Origin of the sequence: Streptomyces sp. NPDC050997, from assembly GCF_040660135.1 — a bacterium.
GTDB lineage: Bacteria > Actinomycetota > Actinomycetes > Streptomycetales > Streptomycetaceae > Streptomyces.
Genome location: NZ_JBFAGK010000012.1, coordinates 1 through 17,583 on the forward strand (window position 1 = coordinate 1; position 17,583 = coordinate 17,583).

Genomic DNA, 17,583 nt, shown 5'->3' on the forward strand with positions numbered 1-17,583 from the left:
GCGAACACGATGCCCTGGTTGACCATGCCGAACATGAACGCGCCGAAGACCGGCCCGATCGCCGAGCCGTAACCGCCGGTCAGCAGACAGCCGCCAATGACGGCCGCGGCGATGTAGATCAGCTCCTGGCCCACGCCCTCACCGGACTGCACCGTGTTGAAGGTGAACAGCTGGTGCATCCCGACGAACCAGGCACCGAAGCCGACCAGCATGAACAGCGAGATCTTCGTGAAGGTCACGGGCACGCCGACCGCCCGTGCGCTCTCCTTGCTGCCGCCGACCGCGAAGATCCAGTTGCCGTACTTCGTGCGCAGCAGGACCCACGTGGCCAGAGCCGCGAAGACCAGCCAGTACACGACGGTGATCTTCACGGTGACCCCGCCGACCTCGAAGGTCGAGGCGAAGATCTTCTTCGCCTGGCCGAAGCCGTCCATGCCACTGATGTCGTCCGTGGCCACATTGGTGGTCACCAGCTTGGTGACCGCGAGGTTCACACCCTGCAGGATCAGGAACGTGCCCAGCGTGACCAGGAAGCTCGGCAGACCGGTCTTCACGACCATCCAGCCGTTGAAGAAGCCGATCGCCAGCGACACGATCAACGCGACGATCACACCCGCCCACACGTTCAGCGTGAGCTGATAGGCGAGCATGCTCGCGGTCAGCGCCGAAGTGATCACGGCGACACCGGCCGACAGATCGAACTCGCCGCCGATCATCAGCAGCGCCACCGGCAGCGCCATGATCCCGATCGTCGACGACTGGTACAGCACCGTGGACATCGCGCTGCCCTCGCGCACCGGCGGCGCCGCGATCAGGAAGAACACGTACACCGCGGCGGCACCCAGGAACACACCGACTTCGGGACGGGCCAACAGCCGCAGCACGAGAGGTCGTTGCGAGGTCCGGCCGTCGGGCTGCTTCGGGCCGGGGGCCGGCGGTGTGGTCACCGCCGGCTCAGCCTGCTGGGTCATACCGCTCACCGAGTGCCCTTCGCAGCGAACTGAGCGACCTTGTCGACGTTGGTCTTGTCGATGAAGGCCGGTCCGGTGAGGACGGGCGCGGTGCCGCCGCCGCTGAAGTTGCCGTTGGTCTTGTAGAGCCACAGCGCGTCGACGGCGAGGTAGCCCTGGAGGTAGGGCTGCTGGTCGACGGCGAACTCGACGCTGCCGTCCTGGACGGCCTTCACCAGCTCCTTGTTGAGGTCGAAGGTGGCGAGCTTGGCTTTGCTGCCGGCGTCGGACAGCGACTGCACGCTGGTCAGCGCGATCGGGGCGCCGAGGGTGACCACCTGGTCGATGGACTTGTCCTGGCTGAGCTTGGCGGTGATCGTCGACTTCACGGACGGCATGTCCGTACCGTTGACGTAGAGGATGTCCGTCTTGCCGCTGAAGCCCTTCTTCAGGCCGGCGCAGCGGGCCTCCAGGGCGACCTGCCCCTGCTCCTGGATGACGCACAGGGCGTGCTTGGCGCCCAGCTGGTTCAGGCGCTGGCCGAAGGCCTGCCCGGCGATGTTCTCGTCCTGGCCGAAGTACTCCAGCATGCCGAGCTTCTTCCAGTCGTCCACGCCGGAGTTGAAGCCGACGACCGGGATGCCGGCCGCGTTCGCCTTGCCCACGACGTCCTTCATGGCGCCCGGCTTGGCGGCGGTGAGGGCGATGCCGTCGACCTTCTGGTCGATCGCGTTCTGCACCAGATTGGCCTGGTTACCGGCGCTGGGGTCGCTGGAGTAGACGAGCTTGACGTTGTCCTTGGCGGCCGCGGCCTGGGCGCCCTTGCGCACCAGGTCCCAGAAGGTGTCGCCGGGTGAGGCGTGCGTGACCAGGGCCACGGTCATGCGAGGGGTGTCGGCCTTGCCCGCGGAGGCGGCCGCACCGCCCTCCTCGGACTTCTTGCCGCCCGAACTGCTGGAACAGCCGGCGGCGAGCAGGGTTCCGGTGAGGACGGTGGCGGTGAGGATGGCGGCTCGGTTGTGTCTGTGCATGTCCCTGCACCTCGCTGTGCTGGTCGGGATGGAGTTTTGTGGTGGGCCGGCGCGCGTCTGACGTCGGTGGCCGGTTCACGATCACCGAGCGGGCGACGCGGTGCGCGAGTGGTCTGTCCGTGCGGCACGGCGTGGCGCGTCTCCCCGGTGGTCATGGGTGCGGACCACCGGTTCGCGCACTGGAGCGCTTTAGTAGCGCGCTCTAGTTGGAGAGACTATGGAGCCGCTCCGCGACGATGTCAACAGCTATGTCAGGACGTCCCAACAAAGTGTTCAGAATGAAATTGAGGGGCTCGGTCGGCGTCGCGTGTGCGAGGGCGCGTCCGTACTCAGCGTGGAATCACCCAGTCCGGCGCCCAGGTCCCGGCGGCGTTGTGGCCGGCCGTTGTGGCGGCGAGGTGGGCGCGCAGGGTGGCCAGCGCTGGGTGGGGGTTGTCGCGGTGCCACAGGAGCGAGTGCGGGTAGACGGGCGTCGGGTCGGTCACCGGGATACGGCGTAGGCCGTGGCCGGCGGGCCAGACGAGGCGGGTCCGCCCGCCCATGAAGGTGGCCAGGGCCGGGGTGTCGGCGATGGTGTCGAGGAGTGCGTCGGAGCCGAAGTTGGGGCCGGTCGCCTCGATGGTGAGTCCGAACTCGGCGACGAGGTCGTCGTAGTAGGCGGCCCACTCGGTACCGGGGACGATGCCGGGCATCCAGATCCGGTGCCCGGCGAGCTGAGCGATGGCCACCGACCGGGCGCCCGCGAGCGCGTGGGCGGGGCCGGTGAGGAGCTGGAGCGGCTCGTCGAGCACCCGGACGGACTCGATGTCCTCGGGAAGGGGCCGGCCGGGCACGGCGACTGCGCGGAAGGACGCGTCGATCGCACCGGACCGGATGGCGGTGACGGCCGTCTCGACGTCGAACAGCATCATCACGTCGAGCTCGATGTCGGGGTGTGCGCGATGGAAGTCGCGCATCAGGCCCGACTGCGCGCTGCGTGAGGCGATCACGTCGACACGCAGCGGACGGCGGCCGGTGCGCACCGACGCGACCGCGCGCTCGGCGACGCGCAGCAGCTCACGCGCGTGGGGCAGGAACGCCTGCCCGTCGATGGTGAGCTCGGCGCCGCGCGCGGTGCGGGTGAACAGCCGCACGCCGAGGTTGCGCTCCAGCGCGGCGATGCGCTTGGAGACGGCCTGCTGGGTGACCGCCAGCTCGGCGGCGGCCTCCTGGAACTGACCCGCGTCGGCGGCGGCGACGAAGGTCCGGACAGATTCGAGGTCCATGCCGACACCCTAGGGCCACAACCATTGGTTGTGACCGACGGCCCTGCGGTTGTTTGATCCCCGAGTACGGACCTCGCTTTGATTGCTACCGATCGCGAATCGGTTGTGCAGGGTGAGTGGCGAGGGGCATCGGGCATGAGGAGCGGGCATCGGCTGGGACATCTGCTCGGACACCGGTTGGGGCGGCGGTTCGGCTGGCTGTGGGGAGCGTACGGGACCAGCGCGCTCGGCACGTGGCTCGCCTTCGGCGCGTTCCCGCTGATCGCCATCCAGGTGCTGCACGCCGGCCCGGCCGAGGTCGCCGTGCTCTCCTCCGTGGGGGCCGCGGTGGGCGCGGCAGTGGCGGTGCCGCTCGGTCCCTGGGTGGAGTTCCGCCGCAAGCGGCCGGTGCTGATCGCGACGGACCTGGTGCGGTTCGCGGCGCTGCTGACGATCCCCGCCGCGTACGCACTCGGCGTGCTCACCTTCCTTCAGCTCCTGCTGGTCTCCATCGTCGTCGCGGCGGCCGACATCACCTTCCGCGCCGCCTCCGGCGCGTACCTGAAGGCGCTGCTGCCGGCCGAGGACCTGCTCGTCGCCAACGCCCGGTTCGAGTCCACGACATGGACGACCACGATCATCGGACCACCGCTGGGCGGCGTGGCGATCGGGCTCCTCGGTCCGGTGGCGACGGTGGTGGCCGACGCGGTCAGCTACCTGCTCTCGGCCCTGGGCATCCGCGCGATGGGCGGGCACGAGCCGCGGCCGGAGCGTCGGGAGTCCGCGCGCATGCGGGCCGGGGACCTGCTCGACGGCTGGCGGTACATCCTCGCCGACGCGACGCTGCGTCCACTCCTCTTCAACACCGCTTTGTTCAACGGCCTGGTGATGGCCACTCAGCCGCTGCTCGCCGTCCTGATGCTCGGCCGACTCGGGTGCACACCGTGGCAGTACGGCCTCGCCTTCGCCGTGCCGTCGATCGGCGGGCTGCTCGGCTCGCGGCTGGCCCGACCGCTCGTCACCCGGTTCGGACAGCACCAGGTCCTGGTCGTGGTCGGGACGCTGCGGGCGCTCTGGCCCATCGGTCTGGCCTTCCTGGGGCCGGGCACCGCCGGGCTGCTGCTGGTGATGGGCGTCGAGTTCGGGCTCATCTTCTGCTGCGGGGTCTTCAACCCCGTCTACGCCACCTACCGCCTCGAGAGCACCGCGACCGGCCGGGTCACCCGCACACTGTCCGCGTGGGCGGTGACGACCAAGGCCTCGACCGCGCTCCTGACCGCCGTCTGGGGCGTGCTGGGCGGCCTGCTCGGTCCGCGCACGGCCATCGGCCTGGCCGGCGCGCTCCTGCTGGCGACCCCGCTGCTGCTCCCTCGCCGCACGGCAGCGCCTCCCGCCGAGCCGGAGCCGGAGCCGCAGTCGGAGTCGGAGTCGGAGGCGGGTTCGGAGTCGGGTTCGGAGTCGGCACCGAACCGCGCCTGACGGACCGCCACCGCCATCACCGCGATCCGGCCGCGTCAGCGGAACGAGAGTGCCGATCTGGACGGCTGATCCGTCAGGGTTCATCTCAAGGGGTGTCAGAGGTATCTGACACCCCGTTCCGCGCTGCCGGCCAGGAAGCCGGAGAGTCGGGCGCCGTAGCGGATCCAGCGGCGGCGCAGGCTCGGGGAGCGGGCGAGGTCGGGGGTGTGCAGGAGTAGCCAGGACCAGTTCATGACGACTGTCCGGTTGCCGCGACGCTCGAAGCCGGCGTGGCGGTAGGCGGCGTACAGCCGGGCACCGGACCTGCCGTAGTTCCACTTCTGCCGGGCCAGGGAGGAGAGTTCGGCGCGTAGCCGGTAGTGCATGCGGGCGTCGTGGGCGTATCCGACGCGGTAACCGCACAGATGGGCCCGCCAGGACAGGTCCATGTCCTCGCCGCCGCCCCGGTAGTTCTCGTCCCAGCCGCCGATCGTCGTCAACATGTCTTTCCAGGCGGCGCAGTTGGCGCCTCGCGCGAAGGGCAGGAAGTCGGTCTGCTCGGTCATCGGCACCGGCTGCTCGTCGGCGTACGCCGGGCTGAGCACACCGCTGTCCAGGCTGCCGCCGATCAGGTCGGCGTCCGGCGCGGCCTCGGTCAGCGCGGCGAGCCAGCCGGGGTCGGCGACGTCGTCCGCGTCGCAGAAGGCGATGAAGTCACCGCGGGCGGCGGCGATTCCGCGGTTGCGGGCGTAGCTCTCGCCGGGGCGCTCGGAGGCGTCGATGACCCGCAGGCCGGGCAGGTCGGGGCGGGCCTTCTCGGCCACCTCGCGTGTCGCGTCGGTCGAGCCGTTGTCGACGACGAGGACCTCCCAGGGGGCGGCGCAGGTCTGGGACGCGAGCGCACGCAGCTGCGCGGGGAGCGTGAGCGAGCCGTCGCGGACGGGGATCACGACGGAGACGAGATCCGGGGCCCGCCCCCGTCCGGACACGTCCGCGAAGGGCGCGTGGACGGAGGGGACGAGGCGCGTGTCCCGTACGAGGCCGGCCCCCGCGGCCCGGGCGGCGGAAACGGTGGCCGCGGTGTCGTCGGTCCGGCGTCGCACCAGCAGTCGCGGCACCGTGACCCACACGGCCGTACGACCCGTCGTACCCAGCAGATCGCGTCGTACGGCGTACGCGGCACCGTCGAGACCGGGCTCCAGGGTGATGCCCTCGACCAACGCGTCGGCCCGCAGCCGGAGTGTGCCGCACTGGACGAGACCCGCACCGCCGGCTGCCGCCCGGGCCAGGTGCCGCAACCAGTCCGGGAGGGCCTCGTCGGCGCCGTGGAGGAAGGCGACGTAGGGAGCCCGGGTGGCGCGCGCGGCCTCGACGCAGGCCTCGGCGGCGGTTTCGGGCGCGCAGCGCGCGAAGTGCGGCCGTGGCTCCGGCGGCGGGTCCGCCGGGGTGACCACCGTGATCGCGGCGGGCGGCAGGGACTGGCGCAGCAGACTGCGCACCGCTGGTTCCCACTCGCCCTCGGGTGCCGCGACGACCACGCCGATCTCGGGCAGGGGCGGTTCCACGCTGGTCACCCTCACCCTCACCCGCCCACCGCGACCGGGTCCAGCGTGAAGTCGATGTCGTTGGGCGGCGCGACCAGCAGGGGCAGCAGCTCCTCGCGGGTCCTCGCCTCGCGGCGGCGCCGCTCCTGGTCGTTCATGGCCCCTGTGTAGGAGAGGCGTTCCGCGGACCCGAAGCCCGTCTCGGGCGCCTGGGTCAGGGAGTTGGGCCAGATCCGGTAGCGGTACAGGACGTGGCGCACACTGCGTAACCGGTACAGCCGGGCCGCCCGGAGGTGGAAGTCGGTGTCCGCGCCGAGCCGGACGGTGCCGTCGAAGCCGCCGAGCCGCTCCAGCACCTCGCGGCGCACGACCGACGAGGGGTGCAGCAGAACCGTCGAACGTCCGAGGCGCATCCACAGGTTGCCGTTGCGGGGCATCCGGCGGCGGCCGGTGCCGTGGCCCGCGGCGTCGATGTACTCGTAGGCGCAACCCACCAGATCCGCCTTGTCCCGTTCCAGCAGGGCGAGTTGATGGCGCAGTCGCCCCGGCAGACTGATGTCGTCGGCGTCCTGGAAGGCGACGTACGGAGTGTCCACACGTTCCAGGGCCTTGTTCTTGATGCGCAGATGGCCGACGTTCTCGGAGGTGCGCAGCACCGTCAGGCGCGGGTCCGCGGCGTACGGGCGCAAGGCGGCCGTCCATGTCTCGTCGGGGGAGCAGTCGTCGACCACGATCAGGCGGAGGTCGGCCCGGTCCTGGGCGAGGACCGAGGCCGCCGCCGCGCCCAGGTAGTCCGCGCAGTCGTAGTGCGGCAGGACGACGGTGACCGCTGCCTGCGTGTGTGCCGATGTCCGCACGGCGTCTCCCATCCGGGGCCGCCACAGCGGGCAGCCGTCTGTGTCGCGCGTCCGGACGGCCGCCGTGCCGGGCGGCCGTCCCATGTCAGCGTCCGGTGCGTGCCGCCGCGGGCTGCCCCTCGGCGGCCGGGCTCAGGAAGTCGCCGTCGTCGCCCCACGGCACGTGCCGCAGCGGGCTGCCGGCCACGCCGCGGGCGGCGAGGCCGGCGGCGACCGAGCAGAACCAGGTCAGGTGTACGGCCTTGACGGTCCAGCGCTTCAGTCCGCGTACCGGCCCGCCGCTGCCGTCCCAGGCGGCGAGCGGCCACAGGCCGTGGAACAGGGTGCCGGTGAGGTACGTCCGCGCCGTCGCCCACGGGTAGTCGGACGTGCAGGTCACATGGCTGTAGAGAGAGCGGCGCAGCCGGCGCAGCGTGTCGCGGGTCCGGCCGACCCGGTAGAAGCTGCCTCGGGCGTCCGGCAGTACTTCGAGGTCGTGCAGCGGGTCGGCCGCGTCGGGGTCGAGGAGTTCGAAGAGTACGTAGCCGTCGTCCGCGAGCCGGCGGGCCGGGATGCCGTCGGCGACGACGTCGGCCGCGACGAGCATGCAGGCCGCCGCCGGGTAGGCGCCCGGCGGCACGGTGACGCCGGAGACACGGTCCATCGTCCGCGACGCGGCCGACGTACGGGGGAGGGCGACGAGGTGGGCGCCGACCGCGCCGGCGCAGCCGCGTTCGTGGAAACGGTCGACGATCCGGGCCAGGCAGCCGGGGCCGAACTCGACATCGTCGTCGGTCCACAGCCAGCCGGTGTGGCCGAGCGGGCGGGACAGCCGCAGTGCCGTGTTGACCGTCCGGAGCTTCCCCCGGCCCGGCAGCGCGAACCCGACGACGGGCACGGGGGAGGCCCTGGTCAGTCTCCGCAGCCGGTCGACAGCCTCCGCGTGCTCGTCCGGGCCGTACTGCATGCCCAGCCAGATCGTCAGCGGCAGTTCGGGACGGGCTACCCGTATGTCGGCGAGGGCGGTGAGGAGATGACGTAACGCGGTCTCGTGGGCCGTCAGATCACAGCGCGCCACGTAGGTGGGCAGGAGCACCCCGAGTCCCCCGGAGGGCAGTCCGGTCTCCAGGTCGGCCGGGTCCTGCTGGATCTCTCCCGACCTGACCAGAGTGACGGGGGCGTGCGGTGGGGGCAGGGGGTCGAAGCCGCGGGCCACGGCGCGTTGCCACCATGTGCGCCCGCTTCCAGTGCCCCCGCGCATCCGTGTCCCTTCGTCGGCCGAATCGTGCACCACCCGTTCCGGCCCTCCGTCAGATATCCGCGGACGAAGGGAAAATCACTGCCCACAGGCCTTCCGCACAATGTGCGGATTGCGCTGATTTCGACGGGGCGTACTCTAACCGGCGGCCGAAGTGATCACAAGACTGCCTACACAGTTCCCGATGGGTGGCTGAAATGCCGGGGTTCCGGTTGTACCCGTTCGGTGAATCCGCCGGGCAGACGCATGCGATTCGGGTGGCGGCCTGGCCGAATTCCGCTGGCGTCGCACGCGGTTCCCCTCCATGGACATCCTGGAAACGACCGAAAATGTTCGTCCGGTTTTATGGCGGCCCGCCATGTGTGTCGGTGGTGTGTGCGGTCCGCTCGTCGGTCTGTGGCAGGCTAACGGCCACGGGATGCGGCGGACGGGCTCCGCGAAGAGCCGCGAACCCGAATGACCCGGAACCAGAACGGCCGGCATTCCGCGCCATTCGTCGCGGGCGGCGGAAGGGCGGCGGAAGAGCGGCGGAAGGAAGGTGGCACACATGAGGTATTCCGCACAGGCGGAACAGCAGTTGGGCGGGGTCCCCGGGCCGTCCGGGCGGGATGTCCTGCTGCACGCGCACGGGATCGTGAAAAGCTACGGCCGCCGCCGCGTCCTGAACGGCGTCGACCTCGTCGTGCGCGCGGGCGAGGTCGCGGCGATCGTGGGCAGCAACGGAGCCGGCAAATCCAGCATGCTCAAGATCTGCGCCGGGCTGCTCGCTCCGGACGCGGGCCGGGTGACCATCTCCGGGCGCCTCGGCTACTGCCCGCAGAACGCCGGCGTCATGGGCTTCCTCACCCCGCGCGAGCACTTCACGCTGTTCGGCACGGGCCGGGGCATGGGCGGCCGGGACGCCGACCGCCGGGGGCGCGAACTCGCCTCCAAACTCGACTGGTCGGTGTCCCGCACCACCCTGGCCAAGGACCTGTCGGGCGGCACCCGGCAGAAGCTCAACGTCGTCCTCTCCGCCCTCGGCGACCCGGACGTCCTGCTGCTCGACGAGCCCTACCAGGGCTTCGACCGGGGGTCCTACGTGGACTTCTGGCAGAACGTCTGGGGCTGGCGCGACCAGGGCAAGGCGGTCGTCGTCGTGACCCACATGCTCAACCAACTCGACCAGGTCGACCACGTGCTGGACCTCAGCCCCAGGAAGCAGGGGGCGGCCCGATGATCCGGACCCTGCGCATGGCCGAGATGACACTGCGCGAACTGCTGCGCCGGCGCGGAGTGCTGGGCCTGCTCCTCCTCGTGCCGCTGGTGTTCTACCTGGGCCGGCACGACCAGCCCGGCCAGGCCATCCGGTTCGCCAGCCTGGGCGTGGGGTTCGCGGTGAGCACCGCCGCCCTCTTCTCGGCCGTCGGCGGCCGGGAGATCGAACCCCGGCTCACCCTGTCCGGCTTCCGGCCCCGGCATCTGTACCTGGGCCGCCTGCTCGCCCTCCTCACCGCCGGGCTCATGATCTCCGCGCTGTACTCCGTGGTCGTGATCGTGGACCAGGATGTGGCGAACCCGCAGGCGGTCGCCCTGGAACTGGCGCTGACCACCCTGGTGGCGGTCCCGCTCGGGCTGCTGCTCGGCCTCGCCGTACCCCGGGACATGGAGGGCACCCTGCTGCTGATCTCCGTCATCGGCGCCCAGATGGTGATCGACCCGGCCAAGGACGCCGCCAAGGTACTGCCCTTCTGGTCGACCCGGGAGATCATCACGTACGCCGTCGACGGCGCCGGCAGCGGTTCCCTCACCTCGGGCGCGACGCATGCCGCCGTGGTGACCGCGCTGCTGGTTATGGCGAGCGGCGGCGTCATGTCGCTGCGATTGCGCAGGCGCACCCACATGCAATTCGTGTGAATCCGCCGCGAGTCCGTGCGGTGAGTCCGTGCGGTGAGTTCGGGGAAACCGACTCTGTCTCGCCGATACGAACGCGTGTAGGGTTGGGGAATCGTCCTGCCGTCTGATGTCCCCGCGTCGGCACGGTGGCCCGGCTCGTCGCCTCTCCCCAGAAAGGAGAGTTCGTGAACGGTGCACAGCGATTACCCCTCGGCGAATCCACCGGACAAGCCCTCGCGAGGGCCACGGAATTCCTCCGGACCGCACGTGATGCGGACGGTTGGTGGAACGACTACGAAGTCCGTGGCCCAGGCCAGTTCTGGGCCACCGCCTTTGTCGGGGCCTCACTCGCGGAATTGCCCGAAGGCCCCGGGCGATCGGCGGCGGTGTCCGCCTGGGAGCTGCTGAAACAGGCCCGCGGACCGTCCGACGGCTGGGGCTACTGCCCCCAGGTTCCCGGTGACGCCGACATCACCTCCTGGGTACTGCGACTGGCCGAGGCGCTGGGCGCCGAGGACGACCCCCGCGCCGACGAGGGGTACCGCTTCGTGGCGGCGCACCTCCAGGAGGACGGCGGCGTCTCCAGCTATCTGCCGCAGTTCGCCGCGCCCTTCCTGGATCGCGTGGCTCCCCGCTGGGACGCCTGGTACGCGAGTCATGCGTGCGTGACCTCGGCCGCCGCCGGACTGCTCCGACTGCCCGTGCACGAACGGCTGTTGACCCGCCTGAGCGAGATCCAGCGGCCCGACGGATCGTGGCCCGCCTACTGGTGGCCGGATCGCGAGTACCCCACAGCGCTGGCAGCGGAGGCGCTCACCGCCGGCCGGCGGGCCGGCGAGCGTTCCGAGGCGCGGGCGGCCGCCCGCTGGGCCGCCGCCAGGATCGGAGCGGACGGTGCCGTACGCACCGAGTGGGAGCCGGAGGGATCCGCCTTCGCCACCGCTTTCGCTCTGCGAGCCGTGCTGGCCGGGCAGTTGCCGGACGGCCGTGCCGCCGTGCGCCGGGCGGTCTCCTGGCTGATCGACTCCCAGGAGAAGGAAGGGAGTTGGCGGCCGTCCGCATGGTGCCGGGTGCCCGGGCCCATGGAGTTCGACCCCGACACACGTGAGCGATGGGAACGCGGTCGGCGCGGGAAGGCCGCGCTGGGCTCCGTCGTCCTGGACACGAAAGCGCTCTACACCACCGCGTCCGTCGTAGCGGCACTGGCCAGGACGAGGGCCGCGGCGGTGACTCCGGCGGCCGAGCCGAGCCGCGCGGACCTCGCATGACGGCGCGCAGCGCGCCACCACCGGACAACGCATGACGGCGCGCAGCGCGCCACCACCGGACAACGAGGGGGATCGCTGGTGAACACGTCACCGCAGTTGACGCAGCGCACGGAAGTCCCGGTCGCACCACCCCTGCTGAGCCCAGGGGCCGTCCTCGCACGGCTCCAGGGCCACGAGCGGGGGCCCGTCCACATCATCGACCCGTTCAAGGTGCCGCAGGCCGAGGCCGTGGAGAAGGCGAAGATCCTTGAGGACCTCGGCTGTGCCGCCCTCATCCTCGCCAGCACCGACTACGAGTCGTTCGAGGCCCGGATGGACCCATACGTGGCGGCGATCAAGGAGGTCAGCTCGCTGCCCCTGCTGCTGCACTTCCCGCCGCGCAAGGGCTTCGGCTTCCCCCTGGCCCGCGGCGCCGACGCCGTCATACTGCCCGCGCTGCTCGGCTCGCGCGACGACTACTACGTGTGGAAGAGCTACCTGGAGACCCTGGTCAACCTGCCCGGCCGGGCCGACCGCGAGGACTGGCCGGAACTCCTGCTCACCGTCGCCCTCACCTTCGGCGAGGACCACAGGACGGGGGACCTGCTCGGCACGGTGCCGGTGGCCACCACGACCACCGAACAGATCGACCAGTACATCTCGGTCACCCGCAGCTTCGGCTTCCACATGGTGTACCTGTACTCCCGCTACGCCCAGGTTCCCGCCGACGTGGTCCGCCGCTTCCGGCAGCGGCTGCACGCCGACCAGATCCTGTTCGTCAGCGGCAATGTGCGCAGACGCGAGCACGTCACCGCCTACCTTGAGGCGGGCGCCGACTACGTGGGCTTCGCCGGGGCCCTGGAGCATGACGACTGGCGGTCCACGCTTGCCGAGATCAGCGCGGACCGGCCGTGACCGCGGTACTGCCCGAGACCTACACCACGTCGATGCTGGTCACCGAGGCCGCCAACCGCGACCACGTCACCGACTTCGTCGCCCGCAACGGCGGCTCCCCCGAACTCGTGGCCCACACCGCGGCGTTGCGCCTGTACCTGAGGGTCCCGCACTTCCTCACCGAGTGGGTCACCGAACCGCGGCGGCGCGCCGCCGTGGCCCGCGCGCTGGCCATGGACATCGTGGCCATGAAGCTGCTCGACGACCTCATGGACGACGACACCGGCCTCGACCGCGTCGAACTCGCCTGTCTGTGCCTGCACCTGCACCTGACGGCGCTGCACGAGATGTGTGCGCTCGCCGCCGACGCCCGCGCCGTGACCGCCGTACTCGAACACGACTTCACCGCGGTCTGCACCGGCCAGATCCGCACCAAGAGCCACCGCGCGGAGAACCTCGACGAGTGGTGCGCCAACGCCAGCACCTACGGGGCCACCTTCCTCGGCTGCTACGGCTCGCTCTCCGCGATCTGCGGCCGCGAGGAGAAGTCCGTCGACGCCGCGCGGCGGTTCGCCGAGGCTTTCGGCACGATCATCACGATCGCCGACGACCTGACCGACTACGACCGCAACGGCGAGCGGGAGGGAAACCTCGCCCATCTGATGCGGACCGGGGCCGTGCCCCCACGGGACGTCGAGGCGCTGCTGGAGCGGCTGCGCGCCCAGGCGCTCGGCGCGGTGCGGGAGCAGCCGGCCTCCTCGGGGCTGGTCCCCGTCGTCGGCCTGTACACCGACGACGTACTGGACCGGCTGCTGCCGCGGCACCTGGTGCGCTGACCGCCGGCCGACGGCCTATCGGAGCTCGCTCCGGTAGGCCATCACGTCGTCGAAGACGAACAGGTCGACGTCGCTGTGCGCGAAGTCGTCCAGCACATGCCCGGTGGTGTGTGCGATGGCCCGGCCGGGGCCGTTGAGCGAGGTGTTGATCAGAGCCGGGACGCCGGTCTGCGCCTCGAAGGAGTCGAGCAGTCCGTGCAGTCGCGGCTGGTCGGCGCCCAGGGTCTGGATCCGGCAGGTCCCGTTGATGTGCCGGGCCTCCGGGGCGGTGCCTTCCGGCAGTTGGTACTCGAAGAGCATGTACGGGGACGGCCGGCCGCCCGGGTAGAGCTCGGCGAAACGCTCGTCGCGCATCACGGCGCCCAACGGGCGGTACCACTCCCGCTGTTTGAGCTCCTCGCTCATCCGCTTGCGCATCCCGGACACGGCCGGGTTGCCCAGCAGTGAGCGGTGCCCCAGTGCCCGCGGCCCGAGCTCGGCCGCCCCCTCCGTCAGGGCCACGACACCGCCGTCCGCGAGCAGCCGGGCGACCGCGGAGGCGTCGTACGGAACGGCCCGCAGCCCTGCCGTGTCCAGGGTGGCCAGGACGTCGGCACGGGGCTCGCCGTTGCCGTTGGCGTACACGCTGAGCGGTTCGGGCCGTTGGCCCAGGAGATAGGTGAGGGCGTAGATGCCGGCGCCCGCCAGGTGCCCCGCGTCACCGCAGGCCGGCGGGACGGCGATGTCCCGGCCGAAGGTCTCGCGCAGCGCCGAGTTGGCGACGATGTTCAGCGCGCAGCCGCCGCCGAGGGCGATCGGCCCCACTCCCGTGGCGGTGCGGGTGACATGCCGGTCGAGCACGGCGTGCACGGCTTCGGTGAACAAGTCCTGGAAGGTGGCGACGACGTGTGCCGCCGTCTCGAACTCCGGCTTGAACTCGGGGCGTTCGGCGAGTTCGGCACGGACCCGCTCGGCCAGTTCCAGATCGTGCATCACCCGAGGATCCACCGCCTGCAACTGCTCGCGTATCCGGGCGTCCGGCTGTCCGTAGCCGCCGAGTGCCATCACCTTGCCGGCGACGCTGGGGCTCTTGCCGAAGCCCAGCAGGTGACCGATCGCGGTCCAGCCGAAGCCGTTGCCGTACCAGGGCAGCGGGTCCTTCGCGATCCACTCCAGGCGGTCCTCCTCGACCCGGAACAGGGAGCTGCGGGTGAGCTGTCCGCGGCCCTCGTTGACCAGCACGAGGGTGCCCTCCTCGTGGCCCGCGTAGTGGGCGGCGAGGGCGGCGTGCGAGACCTCGTGCGTGACGACCACGCAGTCCACACGTCGGCCGAGCAGGTCGCAGGTGGTCCGGTGGTGCGGCGCCCCGGCGTTGATCCGCTCCATCGCGTGGTCGAGGTCCGGGATCTGCAACAGGGCGGTGCGGACCGGCGTGCTGACCGCGACCAGGTCGATCCCGTCGGTGTCCACGCACTCCTGGGACAGCACGTGCTCCAGCGCGATGTCGGAGCGGTGGTCGTGCTTGACGCGGGTGAGCCGTTCGGTCTCGACGGCGAAGACCAGCCGTCCGTCCTCGAAGTAGCCGACGCCGGTGTCGTGGCCGGCGGAGTGGAGAGACAGTACCTTCATCAGCGCTCCTGGTCAGCGGGTGTGAGGGGGTGGACGGCCGAGTACGGGGCCCACTCGACGGCACGCAGCGGCCGACCGGTCAGCCCGCGCAGGTACAGCTCCGTCCCCACCCCCGCGAACCAGGCGAAGTAGAGCCACTTGATCAGCGCCTTCTGGGCGCCGCGCCGCCGCCCACCGGTGCCGTCGAAGCCGGTCAGCGGCCACAGACCGGCGAAGAGCATGTGGCGGAAGTAGTGGCGGACGACGGGCAGGGGCCAGTCGGCGAGGTCGACGAGATGGTTGAGGAGGAGCCTGCGGATCCTGCGGCGGGTCTCGCCCGCGGGACCGGCGACGTAGTAGTGGCACCGTGCGTCCGGTACGAGGCGCAGCCGGGCCAGTGGATCGGGCAGGGCGGGATCGAGGAGCCGGAAGCAGACGTAGCCGTCGTCCGAGACGTACCGGCCGGGCATGCCGCCGGACAGGACGTCGGTGGCCACCAGGATGCAGCAGCCGTGCGGGTAGTTGGTCGCGGGCGCCGCGATCGCCTTGGCGCGGGCCAGCAGGCGCGAGGTGGCGAACTCCTTGGTGTGCGGGACCTTCGTGGCGCCCACCGCGCCCCGGCAGCCGGCCGCCCGGAAGTCCCGCACCAGCCGCGACAGACAGCCCGGGTCCAGGGTCACGTCGTCGTCGACCCAGCCGACGCCCGCGCAGCCGAGCAGTTCCGCCACCTCGATCGCGGCGTTGAGCGTGCGGGGCTTGCCGGGGCCGGGCAGGGAGAGGCCGCACACGGGGACTTGTGGCAGCCGGTCGCGGGCCCGAAGCAGCAGGGCCCGCAGCCGCCGTACGGACTCGTCCTCCTCCTCGGCCGAGGACCACTGCATGCCGACGAACAGCACGGCGGGGGCGTCCGGCTGGTCCTGGGTCAGCTCGGCGACGCGGTCCAGCAGGGCGTCGAGGCGTTCCTCCTGCTCGGTGAGGGTGCCGCGGGACACATAGGTCGGGGCGATCAGGGCGAGGGCGGGGGAGTGGGTGCGCAGGGCGTCGGCGGCGGCCCGGGCGTGGGAGAGCAGGGGCGCCTCGCCCGACGTTTCGTCGGGCAGGACGTAGCGCACCGGTACCGACCAGGACGGATGCGGCCGGAAGCCGCGGGCCATGGTCGTGCGGACATGGTGGGTCAGGAACGGTTCGCCGCGCCGCCGCCGGCCGTGGGCCGGCAGCGGCGCGTTGAGGCGGACGGGAGGGCCCGGCCGCACGGACGCGGCCGGGCGGGCGGTCTCAGAAGTCACGGTCGGTGTTGGAGGTCGACCGGGCCAGGCTGCGCAGACCGTCCAGGGTGTTGCGCCACTGGCCGGTCGAGGCCATGTGGGACAGCAGCGGCTTCGCCATGGAGCGGCGCAGGAAGAACGCGCGGTAGGCGGCCTGCGCGCGGCGCTGGGCGTCGGGCACCAGATAGCCGATCCGCGCGTCGAACTCGCCCTGCACGAACCGGTCCCAGTAGTCGGCCGGTATCTGCCCCGCGGCCACGGACTCGGTGTGCAGCGGGGTGCCCGGCAGCGGGGTCGCGGTGTAGAAGCTCGCGTAGTCCAGCGGGATGCGGCAGGCGAGGTCGACGGTGGCGCGGAACTGCTCCGGGGTCTCGCCGAGCCAGCCGACGATGAAGTAGCCGAAGCCCTTGATGCCGGCCTCGTGCGCGGAGGTGACGGCCCGTTCGATCTTCTCGATGTCGCTCTCCTTGCGCATCCGCTTGAGGATCTCCGAGTCCCCGTGCTCGATGCCGAACCGCAGTCGTACGCAGCCCGCCCCGGCCATCGCCTTCAGCAGCGGTTCCGGAACCAGGTCCACGCGGGTCGGCGCCTCCCAGCGCACCTTCAGACCCTGTTCGCCGATCAGCGCGCAGATCTCCCGGACCCGGCCGCGGTGCAGGGTGAACACGTCGTCGTAGAACATGATCTCCTTCACCCCCCACCGGTCCTTGAGCTCCGTCATCTCGCCGACGACGTCCTCGGGGGAGCGGTACATCGACTTCTTGTCGACGGCCTGCTTGAAGCAGAAGCTGCACTTGAAGGGGCAGCCCCGGCTGGAGATCATCGTCGCGAACGGCCGGGGAGCCATGATCGAGTAGTAGCTGTTCATCGGCAGGCCGTCGCGGGAGGGCCAGCCGACCTCCTCCAGGTTCACCATGGGCGCGGCGCCGCCGTCGTGTTCGCGGGTCACCAGGCCGCGGATGCCCTCCGGTTTGTCGCCCTGCTCCATGGCCTCGGCCAGCTCCGGCATGATCGTGATGCCTTCGCCGACGCCGACGTAGTCGATGCAGTCGTGGAAGAGGTTCTCGCGCGCGTAGACCTCGCTGTGCGGGCCGCCGAGGATGACCTTGGCGCCGGTGCTCTTGGCCGCCTGGCAGGCCTCGACAGCGCCGGGCAGGCCGGGCGTGGTGGTGCTGACGCCGACCAGGTCCGGTTCGAAGTCGGCGAGCAGTTTGCGCAGTCCCTCGCTGTCCAGGCCGAGGGCGGGGGTGTCGACCTGGATGACGTGGTGGAAGCCGGCCGACTTCAGCGCGGTGTGGATGTAGCCCAGACCGAGGTGCGGCAGGACGCCGGCGCGCTTCTGGATCTGGGTGATCTGACGGGTGTTGAGGCACAGGTCGTGATGGCGCACCAGCGCTATCCGCAGCTTCCGCTTGCGCCAGCGCGGCAGGCCCGGACGGCCCGGTGCCTCGGTGACGGCTGTCGAGCAGCCGCCCGACGCGGCCCCCGCCGCCGCACCGGTACTGATGACGGGCAGTGTCTTCCGCATGATGTCCCCTCCTTCTGGGGTGGTGCGGGC

General features: G+C 71.2%; 15 protein-coding genes. 6 read left to right on the plus strand and 9 right to left on the minus strand.

What is annotated here, in order from left to right:
* The 3 genes from AB0H86_RS25810 to AB0H86_RS25820 all read right to left on the minus strand — a co-directional run.
* Window positions 1–971 (minus strand): ABC transporter permease (locus tag AB0H86_RS25810; protein ID WP_362443262.1); only part of this gene is annotated, 971 nt, incomplete at its 3' end.
* A gap of 5 nt (window positions 972–976) precedes the next feature.
* Entirely contained in the window at window positions 977–1,981 is a 1,005-nt protein-coding gene (locus AB0H86_RS25815) for a sugar ABC transporter substrate-binding protein (RefSeq protein ID WP_362443265.1), read from the minus strand.
* Between the two features lie 329 nt (window positions 1,982–2,310).
* On the minus strand, window positions 2,311–3,246 hold the full coding sequence (locus AB0H86_RS25820) for a LysR family transcriptional regulator (RefSeq protein WP_362443268.1): 936 nt from the start codon (window positions 3,244–3,246) through the stop codon (window positions 2,311–2,313).
* A 135-nt stretch (window positions 3,247–3,381) separates the two neighbouring features.
* On the opposite strand from AB0H86_RS25820, the gene AB0H86_RS25825 reads away from it, so the two are divergent.
* Window positions 3,382–4,704, plus strand: coding sequence for an MFS transporter (locus tag AB0H86_RS25825; RefSeq protein WP_362443271.1), 1,323 nt, complete (start codon window positions 3,382–3,384; stop codon window positions 4,702–4,704).
* A gap of 95 nt (window positions 4,705–4,799) precedes the next feature.
* Here the strand turns inward: AB0H86_RS25825 and AB0H86_RS25830 are convergent, their stop codons facing one another.
* From AB0H86_RS25830 to AB0H86_RS25840, 3 genes are all read right to left on the minus strand, one after another.
* Window positions 4,800–6,248, minus strand: a complete 1,449-nt coding sequence (locus AB0H86_RS25830; protein WP_362443274.1) for a glycosyltransferase family A protein — start codon at window positions 6,246–6,248, stop codon at window positions 4,800–4,802.
* Between the two features lie 17 nt (window positions 6,249–6,265).
* Window positions 6,266–7,084, minus strand: a complete 819-nt coding sequence (locus tag AB0H86_RS25835) for a glycosyltransferase family 2 protein (protein WP_362443278.1) — start codon at window positions 7,082–7,084, stop codon at window positions 6,266–6,268.
* 85 nt (window positions 7,085–7,169) lie between these two features.
* Window positions 7,170–8,279 carry a glycosyltransferase family 2 protein gene (locus AB0H86_RS25840; RefSeq protein WP_362443281.1) on the minus strand — a complete coding sequence of 370 codons (1,110 nt, stop codon included), beginning with the start codon at window positions 8,277–8,279 and terminating at the stop codon, window positions 7,170–7,172.
* 589 nt (window positions 8,280–8,868) lie between these two features.
* Between AB0H86_RS25840 and AB0H86_RS25845 the strand changes: the two genes are divergently transcribed.
* The 5 genes from AB0H86_RS25845 (at window position 8,869) to AB0H86_RS25865 (ending at window position 13,173) form a co-directional block, all read left to right on the plus strand.
* Window positions 8,869–9,540 (plus strand): ABC transporter ATP-binding protein, encoded by a 672-nt coding sequence (locus AB0H86_RS25845; RefSeq protein WP_362443284.1) that lies wholly within the window; start codon window positions 8,869–8,871, stop codon window positions 9,538–9,540.
* Window positions 9,537–10,217: a hypothetical protein gene (locus AB0H86_RS25850; protein ID WP_362443287.1), complete on the plus strand. Its 681-nt coding sequence runs from the start codon at window positions 9,537–9,539 to the stop codon at window positions 10,215–10,217. Before AB0H86_RS25845 ends, AB0H86_RS25850 begins: the two co-directional genes overlap by 4 nt.
* A gap of 335 nt (window positions 10,218–10,552) precedes the next feature.
* Complete coding sequence (locus AB0H86_RS25855) at window positions 10,553–11,464, plus strand: hypothetical protein (protein ID WP_362443290.1); 912 nt, start codon at window positions 10,553–10,555, stop codon at window positions 11,462–11,464.
* Window positions 11,465–11,542: 78 nt separating this feature from the next.
* A complete protein-coding gene (locus AB0H86_RS25860; protein WP_362443293.1) occupies window positions 11,543–12,358 on the plus strand; it encodes a geranylgeranylglyceryl/heptaprenylglyceryl phosphate synthase in 816 nt (271 codons plus the stop codon).
* Window positions 12,355–13,173, plus strand: coding sequence for a Moenomycin biosynthesis protein MoeN5 (locus AB0H86_RS25865; RefSeq protein WP_362443296.1), 819 nt, complete (start codon window positions 12,355–12,357; stop codon window positions 13,171–13,173). The genes AB0H86_RS25860 and AB0H86_RS25865 overlap by 4 nt, the downstream gene beginning before the upstream one ends.
* A gap of 15 nt (window positions 13,174–13,188) precedes the next feature.
* On the opposite strand, the gene AB0H86_RS25870 is transcribed toward AB0H86_RS25865, so the two are convergent.
* The 3 genes from AB0H86_RS25870 to AB0H86_RS25880 are packed head-to-tail and all read right to left on the minus strand — an operon-like array spanning window position 13,189 to window position 17,553.
* Window positions 13,189–14,781 carry a carbamoyltransferase C-terminal domain-containing protein gene (locus tag AB0H86_RS25870; RefSeq protein WP_362443299.1) on the minus strand — a complete coding sequence of 531 codons (1,593 nt, stop codon included), beginning with the start codon at window positions 14,779–14,781 and terminating at the stop codon, window positions 13,189–13,191.
* Window positions 14,781–16,046, minus strand: a complete 1,266-nt coding sequence (locus tag AB0H86_RS25875) for a hypothetical protein (RefSeq protein WP_362443302.1) — start codon at window positions 16,044–16,046, stop codon at window positions 14,781–14,783. The genes AB0H86_RS25870 and AB0H86_RS25875 overlap by 1 nt, the downstream gene beginning before the upstream one ends.
* Complete coding sequence (locus AB0H86_RS25880) at window positions 16,036–17,553, minus strand: radical SAM protein (protein ID WP_362443305.1); 1,518 nt, start codon at window positions 17,551–17,553, stop codon at window positions 16,036–16,038. The genes AB0H86_RS25875 and AB0H86_RS25880 overlap by 11 nt, the downstream gene beginning before the upstream one ends.
* Window positions 17,554–17,583: the final 30 nt, after the last annotated feature.

What these genes read in the sequence shown, in the direction of transcription:
- AB0H86_RS25850 (WP_362443287.1), top strand. Translation starts at nt 9,537, where the DNA reads ATGATCCGGACCCTGCGCATGGCCGAGATGACACTGCGCGAACTGCTG.
- AB0H86_RS25815 (WP_362443265.1), bottom strand. Translation starts at nt 1,981, where the DNA reads ATGCACAGACACAACCGAGCCGCCATCCTCACCGCCACCGTCCTCACC.
- AB0H86_RS25825 (WP_362443271.1), top strand. Translation starts at nt 3,382, where the DNA reads ATGAGGAGCGGGCATCGGCTGGGACATCTGCTCGGACACCGGTTGGGG.
- AB0H86_RS25870 (WP_362443299.1), bottom strand. Translation starts at nt 14,781, where the DNA reads ATGAAGGTACTGTCTCTCCACTCCGCCGGCCACGACACCGGCGTCGGC.
- AB0H86_RS25880 (WP_362443305.1), bottom strand. Translation starts at nt 17,553, where the DNA reads ATGCGGAAGACACTGCCCGTCATCAGTACCGGTGCGGCGGCGGGGGCC.
- AB0H86_RS25845 (WP_362443284.1), top strand. Translation starts at nt 8,869, where the DNA reads ATGAGGTATTCCGCACAGGCGGAACAGCAGTTGGGCGGGGTCCCCGGG.
- AB0H86_RS25820 (WP_362443268.1), bottom strand. Translation starts at nt 3,246, where the DNA reads ATGGACCTCGAATCTGTCCGGACCTTCGTCGCCGCCGCCGACGCGGGT.